Origin of the sequence: Nocardioides ginsengisoli (assembly GCF_039537225.1) — a bacterium.
In the GTDB taxonomy this organism is placed as follows: Bacteria; Actinomycetota; Actinomycetes; order Propionibacteriales; family Nocardioidaceae; genus Nocardioides; species Nocardioides ginsengisoli.
Genome location: NZ_BAABAC010000042.1, coordinates 52,008 through 64,616, shown reverse-complemented (window position 1 = coordinate 64,616; position 12,609 = coordinate 52,008). Strand labels below are relative to the sequence as shown.

Below are 12,609 nucleotides of genomic sequence, written 5' to 3'. Positions count from 1 at the left end.
ATCATCGCCGCGATGATGACGACGTTCACCACCGAGATGCTGATGACAGACCAGTGCAGGTAGGTCCCATGTCACGGCTCTCGCCCTCGTCCTGATCCGGATCCAGAGTTGAAGGGACCGCCGCCACAGGCCGTCCGTCCCCCGGCTCGGGACCTCTGGCCCTGTCGACCGAGCGGAGGGATCCCGCATGCTCGGAGAGCCCCCTACCGCGGTCGGTGCCCGCATCGCATCGAGCCGATCGAGCTACCCAGAGAGGCGACGGACATGGACACCTTCGAGGACCTGCAGCAGGCCACGCTGCACGACATCCCCCGGCCGGACTGCCTCCAGCTGCTCGGCCTGGCCCGGGTCGGCAGGATCGTGTACGCCGACGACGAAGGGCCGGTCGCGCTCCCCGTGAACTTCCGGATGGACGGCGAGAGCGTGTTGTTCCGGGTGTCGCCGGCCAGCGAGATGTGCGTCCACCTCAACGACGCGCAGGTGTCGTTCCAGGTCGACCGTCTCGACGACTTCCACCAGACGGGCTGGAGCGTCCTGGTGCGCGGGACGTCGTCGTACGTCGAGAGCGCGGACCTCCCGGCGCAGCGCTCGACGCTCCCCCTGCCCTGGGCGCGCGGCTACCGCCCCGTCTATGTCCGGATCCGGCCGACGCAGATCACCGGACGGCGTCTCGTCGACGACTGAGCGGCCCTCTGCCGCCTCGGCGACCCCGAGCGGCTTGATGTGGATTTGAGGTTCCGTTGTGGTTGCCATGAGGCAGACCACGCGATGCTCAGGGCTCCCGAGCGCCCACCGGACGGAGTACGCATGTTCGACCTGATCAACGGTCTGCCCATCCACCCCCTCGTGGTCCACGCGGTCGTCGTACTGCTGCCGCTGGCGATCCTCGGCACGATCGCGATCGTGGTGCGTCCGGCGTGGCGCCACCGCTACGGGCCGCTGGTCGTCGGCATCGCGCTCGTCGCGACCGTGCTCATCCCTGTCGCGACCTCGAGCGGCGAGGCCCTGGAGCGTCACGTCGGCGACCCCGGCGCCCACGCGCGCCTGGGCGACCAGCTGATCTGGTTCGCGCTTCCCTTGCTGCTGCTCCTCGCTGGACTCGTCTGGGCCGAGCGCCGCGAGCAGCTGCGGGGTGCGGTACGGATCCTCGCCGCGGGCGCGGTCGTGGCGGCACTGGCCGCCGGCGTCCAGGTCTACCGGGTCGGCGACTCGGGCGCCCGTGCCGCTTGGGGCGACCAGGTGACCTCCTCCGCCGCGAACTGACCGGCCGCCCGCGCTCAGGCCCGCCCGAGCCAGGCGAGAGCGGCGACGACGAGCGCCTCGGTCCCCGTGTCGAGGGTGGGCTGCACGACGGGCGCGAAGGTCGCCGAGTGGTTGACGGGGATGTCCTGGGCGACGCGGCCGGCCTCCTGCGCGACGCGGAAGGCTTCGGCCTCGATGCCACCGATGCCCCAGTAGGTGTACGGCGCACCCAGCTCGTTCGGGAGATCGCCGAAGTCCTCGCTGGCGCTCTGCTGCGCCAACGCGCCGGCGCGCTCACCGAAGTGGTCGGCGAAAGCCGATGCCACCCGTGCGGTGGTCTCGGCATCGTTGTCGGTGACGGGATAGCGGTCGAAGACCTCGAACTCGGGGTCCTTCGGCGAGCCGGAGGCCTGGCACTCGGCGCGGACGATGCGTTCGATCGACGCGATGACGGCCGTCCGGACGTGCTCGTCGTAGGTGCGCACGTTGAGCTGCAGGACGGCGTGGTCCGGAATGACGTTGCTCTTGGCGCCGGCCTGGATGCTGCCGACGGTCAGGACCGCGGTGTCTCCGGGCGCGACCTCGCGGGACACCACCGTCTGCAGCCGGATCACGATCATGGCGGCGAGCACGACCGGATCGACGGCTGCCTGCGGCATCGAACCGTGGGCGCCGCGGCCGTGCACGGTGATCCGCATGCTGTCGGCCGCCGAGAGCGTCGGTCCGCTGCGGGTGGCGACCGTGCCGGCCGGGAACGGGAGGACGTGCTGGGCCAAGGCGACATCGACGTGGCCGACCAGCGGCGCGAGTCCGTCGTCCAGCATCCGGCGGGCGCCGTCGGCGGCCTCCTCGGCGGGCTGGAAGAGCGCGATGAGGGTGCCCGACCACTGGTCCGTGGACGTCGCAAGCAGGGTCGCGGCCCCGAGCAGGCAGGTCACGTGAACGTCGTGGCCACAGGCGTGCATCACGGGCGATCCGTCCTCGGCCGTCTGCGTGCTCGCGTACGCCACGCCGGACTCCTCGCGCACGGGCAGCGCATCCATGTCGGCACGCACCAGCACGGTCGGCCCAACACCGTTGCGGATGACGCCGACGAGACCGGTGCCGCCGATGCGCTCGTGGACGTCACAGCCGGCTTCGCGCAGGCGGGCCGCGACGTTCGACGCCGTGCGCCTTTCCTGGTGCGACAGCTCCGGATGCGCGTGCAGGTCGCGGTAGAAGTCCTCCTGCCAGCCACGCACGGAGTCGAGCTGCTCGAGAACGATGGCAGCCGAGGTGTCTCTCATGCCTCCATCATGCGCCGCGCCGGGTGCCCGGCGGCCCTGGCGCGTCGATTCCGAACCGCACCCCGAGCATGCGGATCGTGAAGCAGAGGATCGCTGCGGCCACGGCCGCCAGCAGCCCGGGGGAACCGAGCCGTTCGGCGGTGACGACCAGCAGCGCCCCGATCAGCGCAGGGATGGCGTAGAGGCCGCTCGTCAGCACAGCCGGGACCTCACGGATCAGGACATCCCGCAAGGTGCCACCGCCCACGCCGGTGACCGCGCCGAGGATGACGGCCTGCGCGGGACCGACCCCGAAGTCGAGGCTCTTGAGCGCGCCACTGACCGCGAACAGGCTCAGCCCGGCGGCGTCGAGCCACAGGATCGGCGCGGCCACTCGGTCGAGCCCACGTCCGAAGAGGAAGGCGATGATGCTGCCGCCCGCCGCGACTGCCAGGTAGCGCCAGTCTCCGAACGTCGCCGGAGGCAGGTCGCCGAGCAGGACGTCGCGGATCATGCCACCGCCGATCGCGGTGAGCATGCCGAGCGTCACGACCCCGACGATGTCGAGTCGCGCGATCCGGAGCGCGGTGAGCGCGCCGTTCAATGCGAACGCGAAGGTGCCGATCAGGTCCAGCAGCAAAGAGACCGGCGACGTCGTGTCCATGACCCCTGTCTACTCCTCATGACTCCCCCTCATGCGGCGCGATCGCGGCCCACATCATCTCCAGGCACCGGTCCAGCCAGCCGTCGTCGACGCTGCCCCGGCGCACCAGCTCGCCGAGGTAGGCGCCGACGAACAAGGAGACCGCGGCCTCGGCGTCGGTGTCGGGTCGCAGCAGGCCGGCGCGCGCGTCCTCGTCGATGCGCGCGGCCAGTGTGTCCTCGAAGGGCTGGAGCGTCTGCCGGAACAGGCGGGCGAACTCGGGGTCGGCCTCGGCCACCATGGCCGCCAGTCCGCCCGGGCCGAGGACCTTCGCCATCTGGCCCCAGGTCTGCCGCAGGGCATCGCGGATCTTCTCGCGAACGCTGCCCTGGAGCAGCGGCATGGGCTCCCCCACCGCTGCGGTCACCGTGGCCCTGAGCAGGTCGACGCGGTTCTCGTGCCGCCGATAGATCGTCGTCTTCGCCACGCCCGAGCGAGCCGCTACCGCCTCCACCGTCACCGCGTCCGGCCCGCCCGCGTGCAGCAGCTCGAGCACCGCCGCCTGCAATCGCTGGTCGACCTCGGTCCGCCGTGGACGCCCGCCACTCGCCATCGTCGCCGCCCTCCTCGAAATAGATACGCTACGAGTAGCGTTGCATAAATGAGAGACGAAAGGAAGAGTCACCATGACCGCGCTTCAGTACCTCATCTGGTTCATCGCCACTGCCGTCATGACCATCGCGCTCCTCGCGGTCGGCATCATGGCCGCCGCAGACATCCTTCCCCGGCGCCGGCACGGCGCAAGTGACGAGGAGACGCCGGGCAACACGCACCCTGCTGCCCTTCCCGGCGAGTCACCCTCGGCTGACGCGGCTGACTCGGATCGCCCGTGGGCCCCGCAGACATCGCCGGCGGCCCCCGCCGGGGCCCGGCCTGGAGAGATGGCCGACGGCCGACTGGGGGCTCCCGGCCGGCCGTCCCATGATCGGGGAGGGCGCGTCAGTGCCTGAGCAACGCCGCTTCGTGCAGGCAGTTGCCCGCCGTCTCCGGCGCCCTCCTCACCAGCGCGCCCACCCCGGCGAAGCCGGCGGCGATCCACATGGTGGGCGTATCGACACCGGCGTCGTCCGCGAGATGGCGCCGCTCGAGGGCTTCGTGAGCCAGTCGCTCGCACGCGAGCCGCTCGTCGCGGCCGTGCCGGTCATCCACCGCCTCGCCGCGGAGCCCGGCATCCGCTACCTCGCCATCACCGACAATGACGCCTACTCGGTCGTGTCCATGATCGCCGCCGAGGACCGGCGCCAGGCCCCGCTCGTCGACAACTGCTTCCGGGCGGCTGCCATCCTCGACCTCGACGCCGGGTTCGCCCGCCGTCCCTGACCGGCAGCCGGCTCAGCACCTCGCCCGGAGGACCAAGGACCCGAAGGCGCACGATCCGCGTGCGACCGACGACCGTGGGCCCTACGTTCGGCCCCATGGAGCAGCCAGGTTCGGCGAAGGCGCCGACGCAGCACGTCACGTCACGGCGGCATCCCGGGGTCGAGCGCTACCTCAGGCAGCGTGCCGAGAGCTCACAGGCACGGCTGGCCGACGCGATCACCGCGTTCGCCGGGTCGATGCCCTTCGTGTGGATCCATGCCGTGGTGTTCGCGGTGTGGATGGTCGTCGCGGAGCGCAGTCCGTGGCCGACCCTGACGCTGGTCGTCTCCCTCGAGGCGATCTTCCTCTCCACCTTCGTGATGATCGGCCAGAACCGCCAGGCCGACGTCCAACGCGCGAAGGCCGACCACGACTTCGTGGAGCAGGAGCTCGAGCTGAAGACCAACACCGAGCTCACCCGGCAGATCCACGTGCTGACGCAGGAGCTGCACCGGCGCCTGGTCGACGAGCGCGACGACTGACGGGAGGCGGGCCGGGTACTCCCGGAGGGTGCTGCCGCCCCTGCGCTCCTCTCATGTCGTCGTGACCGGCGGTGCCGGCTTCCTGGGCTCCTGGCTGTGCGAGCGGCTGCTCGCCGACGGCGCGAGGGTCACGTGCGTCGACTCGCTGGTGACGGGCAGCGCCGCGAACGTCGCCGGCCTGCGGGAGCGACCGGGCTTCCGGTTCGTCGAGGCCGACGTACGTGAGGGCATCCCCGTCGACGGCGGCGTCGACGTCGTCTTCCACCTCGCCTCGCTCGCCTCCCCCGTCCACTATCAGCGGCTGCCGCTGGACACGCTGCAGGTCGGGGCGCTCGGCACCGAGCACGCTCTCGATCTCGCGGCCCGCAACGGCGCGCGCTTCGTGCTCGCCTCCTCGTCGGAGGTGTACGGCGACCCGGAGGAGCACCCGCAGCGCGAGACCTATCACGGACGGGTGGATCCGACCGGCCCGCGCAGCATGTACGACGAGTCGAAGCGGTTCGCGGAGGCCCTCACCGCCGCGCACCGCGCCGAGCTCGGCACCGACACCGCGATCGCCCGGATCTTCAACACCTACGGGCCGCGCATGGCCACCGACGACGGACGGCTCATCCCGACGCTGGTGGGCCAGGCGCTCGCCGGGGAGCCCCTGACCGTCTTCGGCGATGGTATGCAGACCCGGTCGCTGTGCTGGGTCGACGATCTGATCGACGGCCTGATCCGGCTCGCCGCGTCGCAGGAGGCGGGGCCGGTCAACCTCGGCAGCGACGACGAGCGGTCGGTCGCGGAGATCGCCGCCCTGGTGCTCAAGGTGACCGGTTCGTCGTCGCCGATCCACCAGGTGCCACCGCCGGCGCAGGATGCACGGGTGCGGCGTCCGGATCTGACGCTTGCCCATGCCAGGCTCGGCTGGGCGGCCACGACGCCCCTGCGTGTGGGCCTCGAGCGGGTCGCCGCCTGGTTCGCCGAGAGCGCTGCGACGTCCTTGGCGTCGTGACGATGCGTCGCAGGGGCGCCGCGTGGGTCCGGGAGGCCACCGCCGCGTGAGGCCCGGTTCCCGAGGCAGGATGTCCGTGCGCAGAGACCGCGACCCACCGGCACGTCGAGGCCAGCGAGACGCGGTGACCGCGGCCGCGGCCCTCATCGTGGTCGCCCTGACGGGTGTCCGACCGGACCACCACCCGGCGTGGGAGCGCGTCCTGTTCGACCGCGTCAACCATGCCGAGCTCGACTACCGGCCGCTGCGGCTGGCGCAACAGCCCGGCACCCCGTGGGTGCTGCCGCTCACGGCCGTCGACGCGTTCGCTGCTCACCGGCGCCGGTTGGCGGTGCAGGCCGCGTTGGCGCTCCCCGTGGAGAAGGCGCTCGAGGTGGGGTTGAAGAGGATCCAGCCGGCGCGGCGCCCGGTGCAGGTGCGTCCGACGACGCTGCGCGATGACGCCCCGGTCGAGGGCGGGTCGTTCCCTTCCGGACATGCTGCCCTCGCGGCCGCGTTCGCCGCCCTCACCTCGCCCTTCCTGCCGGCAGAGCTCAGGGTGCTCACCGGAGCGACGGCGGCTGTCTGCGCAGTCACCCGGGTCCACCAGGGCGCCCACCACCCCGTCGACGCTCTCGGCGGGGCCTTCTTGGGCATCGGGGTCGGCAAGGCTCTCGCGTTCGCCGTCGGCCACGACCGGACCCGCCGGCGCGGGTCCGCGTCTGCGCACCGCAGCCGAAAATGACGAGAGCCCGATCGCGCTTGCGATCGGGCTTCGGTCATTCGGTGGAGGTGAGGGGACTCGAACCCCTGACCCCCTGCATGCCATGCAGGTGCGCTACCAGCTGCGCCACACCCCCGAACTCGCCGCTCCGGCCGGGGCCGGGGCAACGACGTGAATACTAGCCAAAGGATCCGCGCGAGGTGAAATCGGGGCGTCAGAGGTTGTACGCCGCCAGCGCCCAATCCCCCGTGGCCCGCTGCTCGAGCATGACCCGGCCGCAGTTGCCGAGGCCGCGCAGGTCGCGGGCGACGGCGAGCGGCCAGCCGAGGAAGCGGACGAGCCCGGTCCGGGTGGCGGCACCGTGCGAGACGGCGACGCCGGTCTCGCCCACCGCGAGCGCGCCGGCCAGGTCGGCGAGGCAGGCTGCGTAGCGGTCGGCGACCTCGGCGGAGGTCTCGGCCCCGGGGATGCCGTCCCAGTCGCCGCGACGGAAGCGCTCGAGGGCCTCCGGGTCGCGGGCGCCGAGCTCGGCGTGGGTGGTGCCCTGGTAGTCGCCGAGGCGGAACTCGCGCAGCCGCTCGTCGTACGACGGCACGAGCCCGGCCTCCTTGGCGATCTCGTCGGCGGTGACCCGGGCCCGCGCGAGGTCGCTCGACCACACGTACGACGGCGCGAGCGCGGCGATCTGCGGCGCCACGGCGCGGGCCTGCTCGACGCCGACCTCGTCGAGCTCGACGTCCGTCTGTCCCTGGATCCGCAGGGCGGCGTTCCAGGCGGTGCGGCCGTGCCGGACCAGGACGATCCGGCGCAGCGGGGCGCCGGTCACGCGCCGGTCGGGGGCTTGATCTCGGCCGGGAGCTCGATCGCCGGGCAGTCGCGCCACAGCCGCTCGAGCGCGTAGAACTCGCGCTCCTCGGCGTGCTGCACGTGGATCACCACGTCGCCGTAGTCGAGCAGCACCCAGCGGCCGTCGCGGTGGCCCTCGCGGCGGATCGGCTTGGCGTCGATCTCGCGCAGCTTGTCCTCGATCTCCTCGACGATGGCGCGGACCTGGCGGTCGTTGGCGCCGGAGGCGAGCAGGAAGGCGTCGGTGATCGCGAGCTGCTCGCTGACGTCGAAGGCGAGCTGGTCGGTCGCGAGCTTGTCGGCCGCGGCCAGCGCCGCGGTGCGAACGAGGGTGACGGCGTGGTCGGTGGCGGTCATGGTTCTCCGGAATCAGTGGTCGGTCGGGGCGTAGAGCCCGTGTTTGGTGATGTACTGCACGACGCCGTCCGGCACGAGGTACCAGACCGGCTGGCCCGCCCGCTGGCGCTCTCGGCAGTCGGTGGACGAGATCGCCAGCGCGGGGATCTCCACCATGGTCACCCGGTCGTGCGGGATTCGCGCAAGCGTCGCGGGATCCATCTCCGCGCCGGGGCGGGTGCAGCCGACGAAATGGGCGAGCTCGAAGAGCTCGTCCGCGTCACGCCAGCTGAAGATGTCGGTGAGCGCGTCGGCGCCGGTGATGAAGTACAGATCGGCGTCCGGCCGCTCCGCGCGCAGGTCGCGCAGCGTGTCGATCGTGTACGTCGGCCCGCGGCGGTCGATGTCGACCCGGCTCACCGTGAACCGTGGGTTGGCTGCGGTGGCGATGACCGTCATCAGGTAGCGGTGCTCGGCCGGCGAGACGGCCCGCTCGGCCTTCTGCCACGGCTGTCCGGTGGGCACGAAGACGACCTCGTCGAGGTCGAACCAGCCCTGGACCTCCGAGGCGGCGACCAGGTGGCCGTGGTGGATGGGGTCGAAGGTGCCACCCATCACCCCGAGTCGGGTACGACGTCCGCTCGGCGTCGTCGTGTCCGACCCGGTCACCAGCGACTCAGCTGTGGTCGCGGCCGCCGCCGAACCACACCAGGCCGAGCAGCAGGAAGAGGAGGAAGGCCAGCACGCCGCCGCCGATGAACCACGGGTTCACGGCGGGCTCGCCGTGGGCCTCCGCGGCGCGGACGAGGAGGGCGGCGACCTGGCTGATCTGGCTGAGCATGGCGGCATCGTATCCAACCCCGCGCCGCGCCACCGCGTCGGCTCAGCGGATTCGATCAGTGGAGGGCGAAGTCGACGCCGAGGAAGAGCAGCGTGAAGCGCAGCGAGCGCCCGAGGAAGACGGTCGGCAGGAAGACCCACATCGGCATCCGGAGCAGCCCCCCGACGGCCGCCATGGCGAGCAGCGGCGGGATGCCGGCAGAGGCGGCGATGAACATGATCGCGGCGGCGTACCAGGGCCGGCCCTGCATCCGGGCGACCCACTTCTCGTAGGCCTCCTTGACCTTGGGCTTGGCCAGCTTGCGCTGGGCCCAGGCGGAGTGGGAGCCGCGGCGGGCGAGCTCGTACCAGACGACCTTGCCGACGGTGGCGCCCGCGCCGGCGGCGATGCCGAGCGAGATCGAGGCGGCGACACCGGCCTCGGTCGCGCCGGCGCCGAGGATGTAGACCTCGATGGGCAGGAACGGGAGCAGGGCGGACGCGATGCTGAAGGCGAACGTCGTCAGCCACAGGATCATGCCGCCGCAGCCTTCTCGCTCTCGGGGGCGCGCTCCGGCACGGGCAGTCCGAGCTTGAGCAGCCAGCCCAGCGACACGCACTTGAGCACCAGCAGGCCCACGGCGATGACCGTGCCGAGCCACACCCAGCCGGTGGCCAGCAGGATCACCGCGAAGGCACCGGAGTTGGCGGCCTTGCCGATCCGCGACCAGTTCCAGAGGTAGATCCGGCGGTCGATGACGTGGAAGTAGTTGGGGCTGCGGATCGGCCAGGCGAGGAAGGCCAGCGACAGGTACATGTCGATGACCATGAACTCGAAGAGGTAGATCGCGATCGGGATCCCGATCCACGTCATCGGCTCGTCGCTGATCCAGCCGCCGGGCTGCAGCCAGATCAGGCCGACGTACAGCGCGCCGCAGCTGAGCCGGTCGCACATCATGTCGACGACCGCGCCCATCCGGGTCTCGCAGTCGCGCCAGCGGGCCCACTCGCCGTCGATGCTGTCGCCGACCCAGTAGGTGACCAGGCCGACCACGATCAGGGTGAGGCTGCCCTCGTAGGCCGCCCACACCGCGATCGCGAGCGTGATGACGGTACGGACGAACGTGATGATCGTGGCTCCGGTGAAGAGCCGTTCGACGGCCGGATCAGCGTAGATCCGGTCGGGGGAGCCTGCCATAGGCGCAACCTATCGCGGCTCCCCCAGGGAGCCGTGCATCGGGAGGTGAACGGTCAGCGAATGTGGCCGTCGCCGATGACGACGTACTTGGTCGAGGTCATCTCGGGCAGACCCATCGGCCCGCGGGCGTGCAGCTTCTGGGTGCTGATGCCGATCTCGGCGCCGAAGCCGAACTCGCCGCCGTCGGTGAACCGGGTCGACGCGTTGACGAGCACCGCGGCCGAGTCGACCTCGGCCACGAACCGCCGGGCTGCGCCCTGGTCCTCGGTGACGATGGCGTCGGAGTGGCCGCTGGACCAGGTGCGGACGTGCTCGAGCGCCGCGTCGAGGTCGGGTACGACGCGCGCCGCGATGTCGAGCGAGAGGTACTCCTCGCCCCAGTCGGCGTCGGTGGCTGCGACCACGCCGTCGAAGCCGGCGAAGCGGTCGTCGCCGTGGATCACGACGTCGGCCGCCTGCAGTGCCTCGACCACGCGCGGTAGGAAGACGTCGGCGACGTCGGCGTGCACGAGCAGCGACTCGGCGGCGTTGCAGACGCTGGTGCGGTGGGTCTTGGCGTTGAGGACGATGGCGAGCGCCTTGTCGAGGTCGGCCGCCTTGTCGACGTAGACGTGGCAGTTGCCGACCCCGGTCTCGATGACGGGCACGGTCGACTCGTTGACGACGGACTGGATCAGCCCCGCTCCCCCGCGCGGGATGAGCACGTCGACCAGGCCGCGGGCGCGCATCAGCGCCTTGACGCTGTCATGGGTGTCGCCCGGCACCAGCTGGACGACGTCGGCGTCGAGGCCGGACGCGGCCACCGCGTCGCGCAGCACGGCGACGATCGCGGCGTTGCTGGAGCGCGCGGACGAGCTGCCGCGCAGCAGCACCGCGTTGCCGGACTTGAGGCAGATGCCGGCGGCGTCGGCGGTGACATTGGGGCGGGCCTCGTAGATCATCCCGATCACGCCGAAGGGCACCCGGACCTGGCGCAGCTCGAGCCCGTTGGCGAGGACGCCGCCGCGGACCACCTCGCCGACCGGGTCGGCCAGGCCGGCGACGTCGCGCAGGCCCTGGGCCATGCCCTCGAGGCGCTCGGTGGTGAGTCGGAGCCGGTCGATGATGTTGGCCGGGGTGCCGTCGGCCTCGGCCCGGGCGACGTCGTCGGCGTTGCCGGCGAGGATCTCGTCGGCACGGGCGAGCAGGGCGTCGGCCATCGCGAGCAGCGTGGCGTCCTTCTGGGCGCGGGTGGCCAGCGCCAGCCTCCGGCTGGCGACTCGTGCGCGCTGGGCGACCTCGCGGACCTCGACCTCGGCAGTCATGGCTCAAGGATAGGCGGGACGGCGGGTCGCCCCGGACTCAGGCGCAGGGCCTGGACGTCGGCTTCAGACCGGTGCGGTGCGTCGTCCGGGTGCTCCGCCACATCCGCTGCCAACGGTCGTCGTAGGCGCGGACGGCGCGGTCGTCGTGGATCTCGAAGGTCACCTCGTCGCTGCTCAGGCCGGGCGCCGACCAGTTCTCCGAGCCGGTCCACACGACCCGGGTGCCCTGGCCGCGGAAGAGCCCGTCGACGGTGACGTACTTCAGGTGGGAGTAGCACCGCGACCCGAACACGATCTCCTCGCCGCTCGTCGCCGGCTTCTGGCCCCAGTCCCAGTCGGCGGCACGGACCGGGATCCCGACGCCCTTCAGGATCCGCACCACCGGCGCGCTCACCACCGAGCCGATCACCGAGATCTGGCAGCCCTCGCGGCGCATCGACGCCAGCTCGCGGGCCAGCGCCTCGCCGCGGGCGCCGTACCAGGCGTACATGTTGACCCGTACGACGCTGCGCCCGCGGGCGTCGCCGTAGCCGAGCGGCGCCCGGCAGCCCACCTGCCGCAGCCGGCGCAGCTGCGGGTCGATCGCACGCGCCGTCGTCACCCGCTGGAAGTCGGCGCGGACCGTGCCCGACTCGTAGGTGAGGAAGCGGGGCGATGCCGGCCGGTCGCGCTTGAGCTGGTCGAAGATCGCCACCCAGGCGGCGAAGAGCGCGTCGTCGCCGTCGACGGTGTAGGCGTCGTTCCACTGTCCGTTGGCGGCGGCGTTGCCGAGATTGCTCGAGCTGTTGATGACGACCGAGCGGGCCGCGCCGCTCTGGCTGAAGGCGTAGACCTTCATGTGCAGGTTGCCGGTCCGCGAGCCGTTGCGGCAGGCGGCCTTGCAGATCACCAGGAAGCTCGACGCGTCCGGGTTGTGGCCGAGGCGGCGCTGCAGCCGGCGGATCACCGGGTTGACCAGGTTGTCGTTGACGACGATCTGGACGCGCACGCCGCGGGCGCGCGCCTGGAGCAGGAGGTCGGCGGTGTCGCGCCGGTCGATGTTGTAGGTCGCCAGCCGGATCGTCGCGCCCGGCGGCGTGTGCCGGATGGCCGCGTGGACCGTGCGGATCACCACCGTGCGCTGGGGCTTCGAGCCGGTCGGGTCGTTGAAGACCGGCCCGGTGGGCGGCAGCCAGGTGTCCGCGGCGACCGCGGGCGGCGCCGTACCGGACCCGGCGACGACGACCAGGGCGGACGCCAGCAGCGCCCCCACGACGAGTCTCACGATCCCGAGCACGAAAGCACCGTAGCCCGATCGACTTACTTCGTTCAAAGTCACGGCAACCGAATCGGCCGGACGCGCGTCGATGAGGGCA

General features: G+C 71.7%; 17 protein-coding genes and 1 tRNA gene. 6 read left to right on the top strand and 12 right to left on the bottom strand.

What is annotated here, in order from left to right; translation table 11 throughout:
• The first annotated feature begins 264 nt into the window (after positions 1–264).
• Together AB4880_RS22205 and AB4880_RS22200 are read left to right on the top strand one after the other, a co-directional pair.
• Entirely contained in the window at positions 265–684 is a 420-nt protein-coding gene (locus tag AB4880_RS22205; protein WP_367921401.1) for a pyridoxamine 5'-phosphate oxidase family protein, read from the top strand.
• Positions 685–807: 123 nt separating this feature from the next.
• The gene (locus AB4880_RS22200) at positions 808–1,263 is read left to right on the top strand and encodes a DUF2231 domain-containing protein (RefSeq protein WP_367921400.1); all 456 of its coding nucleotides are present in this window, start codon (positions 808–810) and stop codon (positions 1,261–1,263) included.
• A gap of 14 nt (positions 1,264–1,277) precedes the next feature.
• Here AB4880_RS22200 and AB4880_RS22195 read toward each other — a convergent pair whose 3' ends face one another.
• The 3 genes from AB4880_RS22195 to AB4880_RS22185 are packed head-to-tail and all read right to left on the bottom strand — an operon-like array spanning position 1,278 to position 3,706.
• A complete protein-coding gene (locus AB4880_RS22195) occupies positions 1,278–2,528 on the bottom strand; it encodes an amidohydrolase (RefSeq protein WP_367921399.1) in 1,251 nt (416 codons plus the stop codon).
• A 7-nt stretch (positions 2,529–2,535) separates the two neighbouring features.
• Positions 2,536–3,171, bottom strand: a complete 636-nt coding sequence (locus AB4880_RS22190) for a trimeric intracellular cation channel family protein (protein WP_367921398.1) — start codon at positions 3,169–3,171, stop codon at positions 2,536–2,538.
• Between the two features lie 16 nt (positions 3,172–3,187).
• Positions 3,188–3,706 carry a TetR/AcrR family transcriptional regulator gene (locus tag AB4880_RS22185; RefSeq protein ID WP_367921397.1) on the bottom strand — a complete coding sequence of 173 codons (519 nt, stop codon included), beginning with the start codon at positions 3,704–3,706 and terminating at the stop codon, positions 3,188–3,190.
• A 578-nt stretch (positions 3,707–4,284) separates the two neighbouring features.
• Here AB4880_RS22185 and AB4880_RS22180 point away from each other — a divergent pair.
• The 4 genes from AB4880_RS22180 to AB4880_RS22165 all read left to right on the top strand — a co-directional run bounded on the left by AB4880_RS22180 (position 4,285) and on the right by AB4880_RS22165 (position 6,772).
• Positions 4,285–4,530 (top strand): hypothetical protein, encoded by a 246-nt coding sequence (locus tag AB4880_RS22180; RefSeq protein ID WP_367921396.1) that lies wholly within the window; start codon positions 4,285–4,287, stop codon positions 4,528–4,530.
• A 95-nt stretch (positions 4,531–4,625) separates the two neighbouring features.
• On the top strand, positions 4,626–5,051 hold the full coding sequence (locus AB4880_RS22175; protein ID WP_367921395.1) for a DUF1003 domain-containing protein: 426 nt from the start codon (positions 4,626–4,628) through the stop codon (positions 5,049–5,051).
• A gap of 61 nt (positions 5,052–5,112) precedes the next feature.
• Complete coding sequence (locus AB4880_RS22170) at positions 5,113–6,048, top strand: NAD-dependent epimerase/dehydratase family protein (protein WP_367921394.1); 936 nt, start codon at positions 5,113–5,115, stop codon at positions 6,046–6,048.
• A 124-nt stretch (positions 6,049–6,172) separates the two neighbouring features.
• The gene (locus AB4880_RS22165) at positions 6,173–6,772 is read left to right on the top strand and encodes a phosphatase PAP2 family protein (protein ID WP_367921393.1); all 600 of its coding nucleotides are present in this window, start codon (positions 6,173–6,175) and stop codon (positions 6,770–6,772) included.
• A gap of 42 nt (positions 6,773–6,814) precedes the next feature.
• Here AB4880_RS22165 and AB4880_RS22160 read toward each other — a convergent pair.
• The 9 genes from AB4880_RS22160 to AB4880_RS22120 all read right to left on the bottom strand — a co-directional run bounded on the left by AB4880_RS22160 (position 6,815) and on the right by AB4880_RS22120 (position 12,530).
• Positions 6,815–6,887: transfer RNA gene (locus tag AB4880_RS22160), tRNA-Ala, on the bottom strand.
• Between the two features lie 78 nt (positions 6,888–6,965).
• The gene (locus AB4880_RS22155) at positions 6,966–7,577 is read right to left on the bottom strand and encodes a histidine phosphatase family protein (RefSeq protein ID WP_367921392.1); all 612 of its coding nucleotides are present in this window, start codon (positions 7,575–7,577) and stop codon (positions 6,966–6,968) included.
• Positions 7,574–7,954 carry a ribosome silencing factor gene (rsfS, locus tag AB4880_RS22150; protein WP_367921391.1) on the bottom strand — a complete coding sequence of 127 codons (381 nt, stop codon included), beginning with the start codon at positions 7,952–7,954 and terminating at the stop codon, positions 7,574–7,576. Before rsfS ends, AB4880_RS22155 begins: the two co-directional genes overlap by 4 nt.
• A gap of 12 nt (positions 7,955–7,966) precedes the next feature.
• Positions 7,967–8,602, bottom strand: coding sequence for a nicotinate-nucleotide adenylyltransferase (nadD, locus tag AB4880_RS22145; RefSeq protein ID WP_367921390.1), 636 nt, complete (start codon positions 8,600–8,602; stop codon positions 7,967–7,969).
• Between the two features lie 7 nt (positions 8,603–8,609).
• Positions 8,610–8,774 carry a hypothetical protein gene (locus AB4880_RS22140; RefSeq protein ID WP_367921389.1) on the bottom strand — a complete coding sequence of 55 codons (165 nt, stop codon included), beginning with the start codon at positions 8,772–8,774 and terminating at the stop codon, positions 8,610–8,612.
• 55 nt (positions 8,775–8,829) lie between these two features.
• Positions 8,830–9,291 carry a VTT domain-containing protein gene (locus AB4880_RS22135; protein ID WP_367921388.1) on the bottom strand — a complete coding sequence of 154 codons (462 nt, stop codon included), beginning with the start codon at positions 9,289–9,291 and terminating at the stop codon, positions 8,830–8,832.
• The gene (locus AB4880_RS22130) at positions 9,288–9,950 is read right to left on the bottom strand and encodes a CDP-alcohol phosphatidyltransferase family protein (protein WP_367921387.1); all 663 of its coding nucleotides are present in this window, start codon (positions 9,948–9,950) and stop codon (positions 9,288–9,290) included. Before AB4880_RS22130 ends, AB4880_RS22135 begins: the two co-directional genes overlap by 4 nt.
• 53 nt (positions 9,951–10,003) lie before the next feature.
• The gene (locus AB4880_RS22125; RefSeq protein ID WP_367921386.1) at positions 10,004–11,254 is read right to left on the bottom strand and encodes a glutamate-5-semialdehyde dehydrogenase; all 1,251 of its coding nucleotides are present in this window, start codon (positions 11,252–11,254) and stop codon (positions 10,004–10,006) included.
• Between the two features lie 37 nt (positions 11,255–11,291).
• Positions 11,292–12,530 carry a phospholipase D-like domain-containing protein gene (locus AB4880_RS22120; protein WP_367921385.1) on the bottom strand — a complete coding sequence of 413 codons (1,239 nt, stop codon included), beginning with the start codon at positions 12,528–12,530 and terminating at the stop codon, positions 11,292–11,294.
• Positions 12,531–12,609: the final 79 nt, after the last annotated feature.

Bases quoted from the DNA above. Each gene is read 5' to 3' on its own strand.
- AB4880_RS22180 (WP_367921396.1), top strand. From the start codon at position 4,285: ATGGCGCCGCTCGAGGGCTTCGTGAGCCAGTCGCTCGCACGCGAGCCG.
- AB4880_RS22175 (WP_367921395.1), top strand. From the start codon at position 4,626: ATGGAGCAGCCAGGTTCGGCGAAGGCGCCGACGCAGCACGTCACGTCA.
- AB4880_RS22205 (WP_367921401.1), top strand. From the start codon at position 265: ATGGACACCTTCGAGGACCTGCAGCAGGCCACGCTGCACGACATCCCC.
- rsfS (WP_367921391.1), bottom strand. From the start codon at position 7,954: ATGACCGCCACCGACCACGCCGTCACCCTCGTTCGCACCGCGGCGCTG.
- AB4880_RS22200 (WP_367921400.1), top strand. From the start codon at position 808: ATGTTCGACCTGATCAACGGTCTGCCCATCCACCCCCTCGTGGTCCAC.
- AB4880_RS22140 (WP_367921389.1), bottom strand. From the start codon at position 8,774: ATGCTCAGCCAGATCAGCCAGGTCGCCGCCCTCCTCGTCCGCGCCGCG.
- AB4880_RS22130 (WP_367921387.1), bottom strand. From the start codon at position 9,950: ATGGCAGGCTCCCCCGACCGGATCTACGCTGATCCGGCCGTCGAACGG.
- AB4880_RS22135 (WP_367921388.1), bottom strand. From the start codon at position 9,291: ATGATCCTGTGGCTGACGACGTTCGCCTTCAGCATCGCGTCCGCCCTG.
- AB4880_RS22190 (WP_367921398.1), bottom strand. From the start codon at position 3,171: ATGGACACGACGTCGCCGGTCTCTTTGCTGCTGGACCTGATCGGCACC.
- AB4880_RS22195 (WP_367921399.1), bottom strand. From the start codon at position 2,528: ATGAGAGACACCTCGGCTGCCATCGTTCTCGAGCAGCTCGACTCCGTG.
- AB4880_RS22125 (WP_367921386.1), bottom strand. From the start codon at position 11,254: ATGACTGCCGAGGTCGAGGTCCGCGAGGTCGCCCAGCGCGCACGAGTC.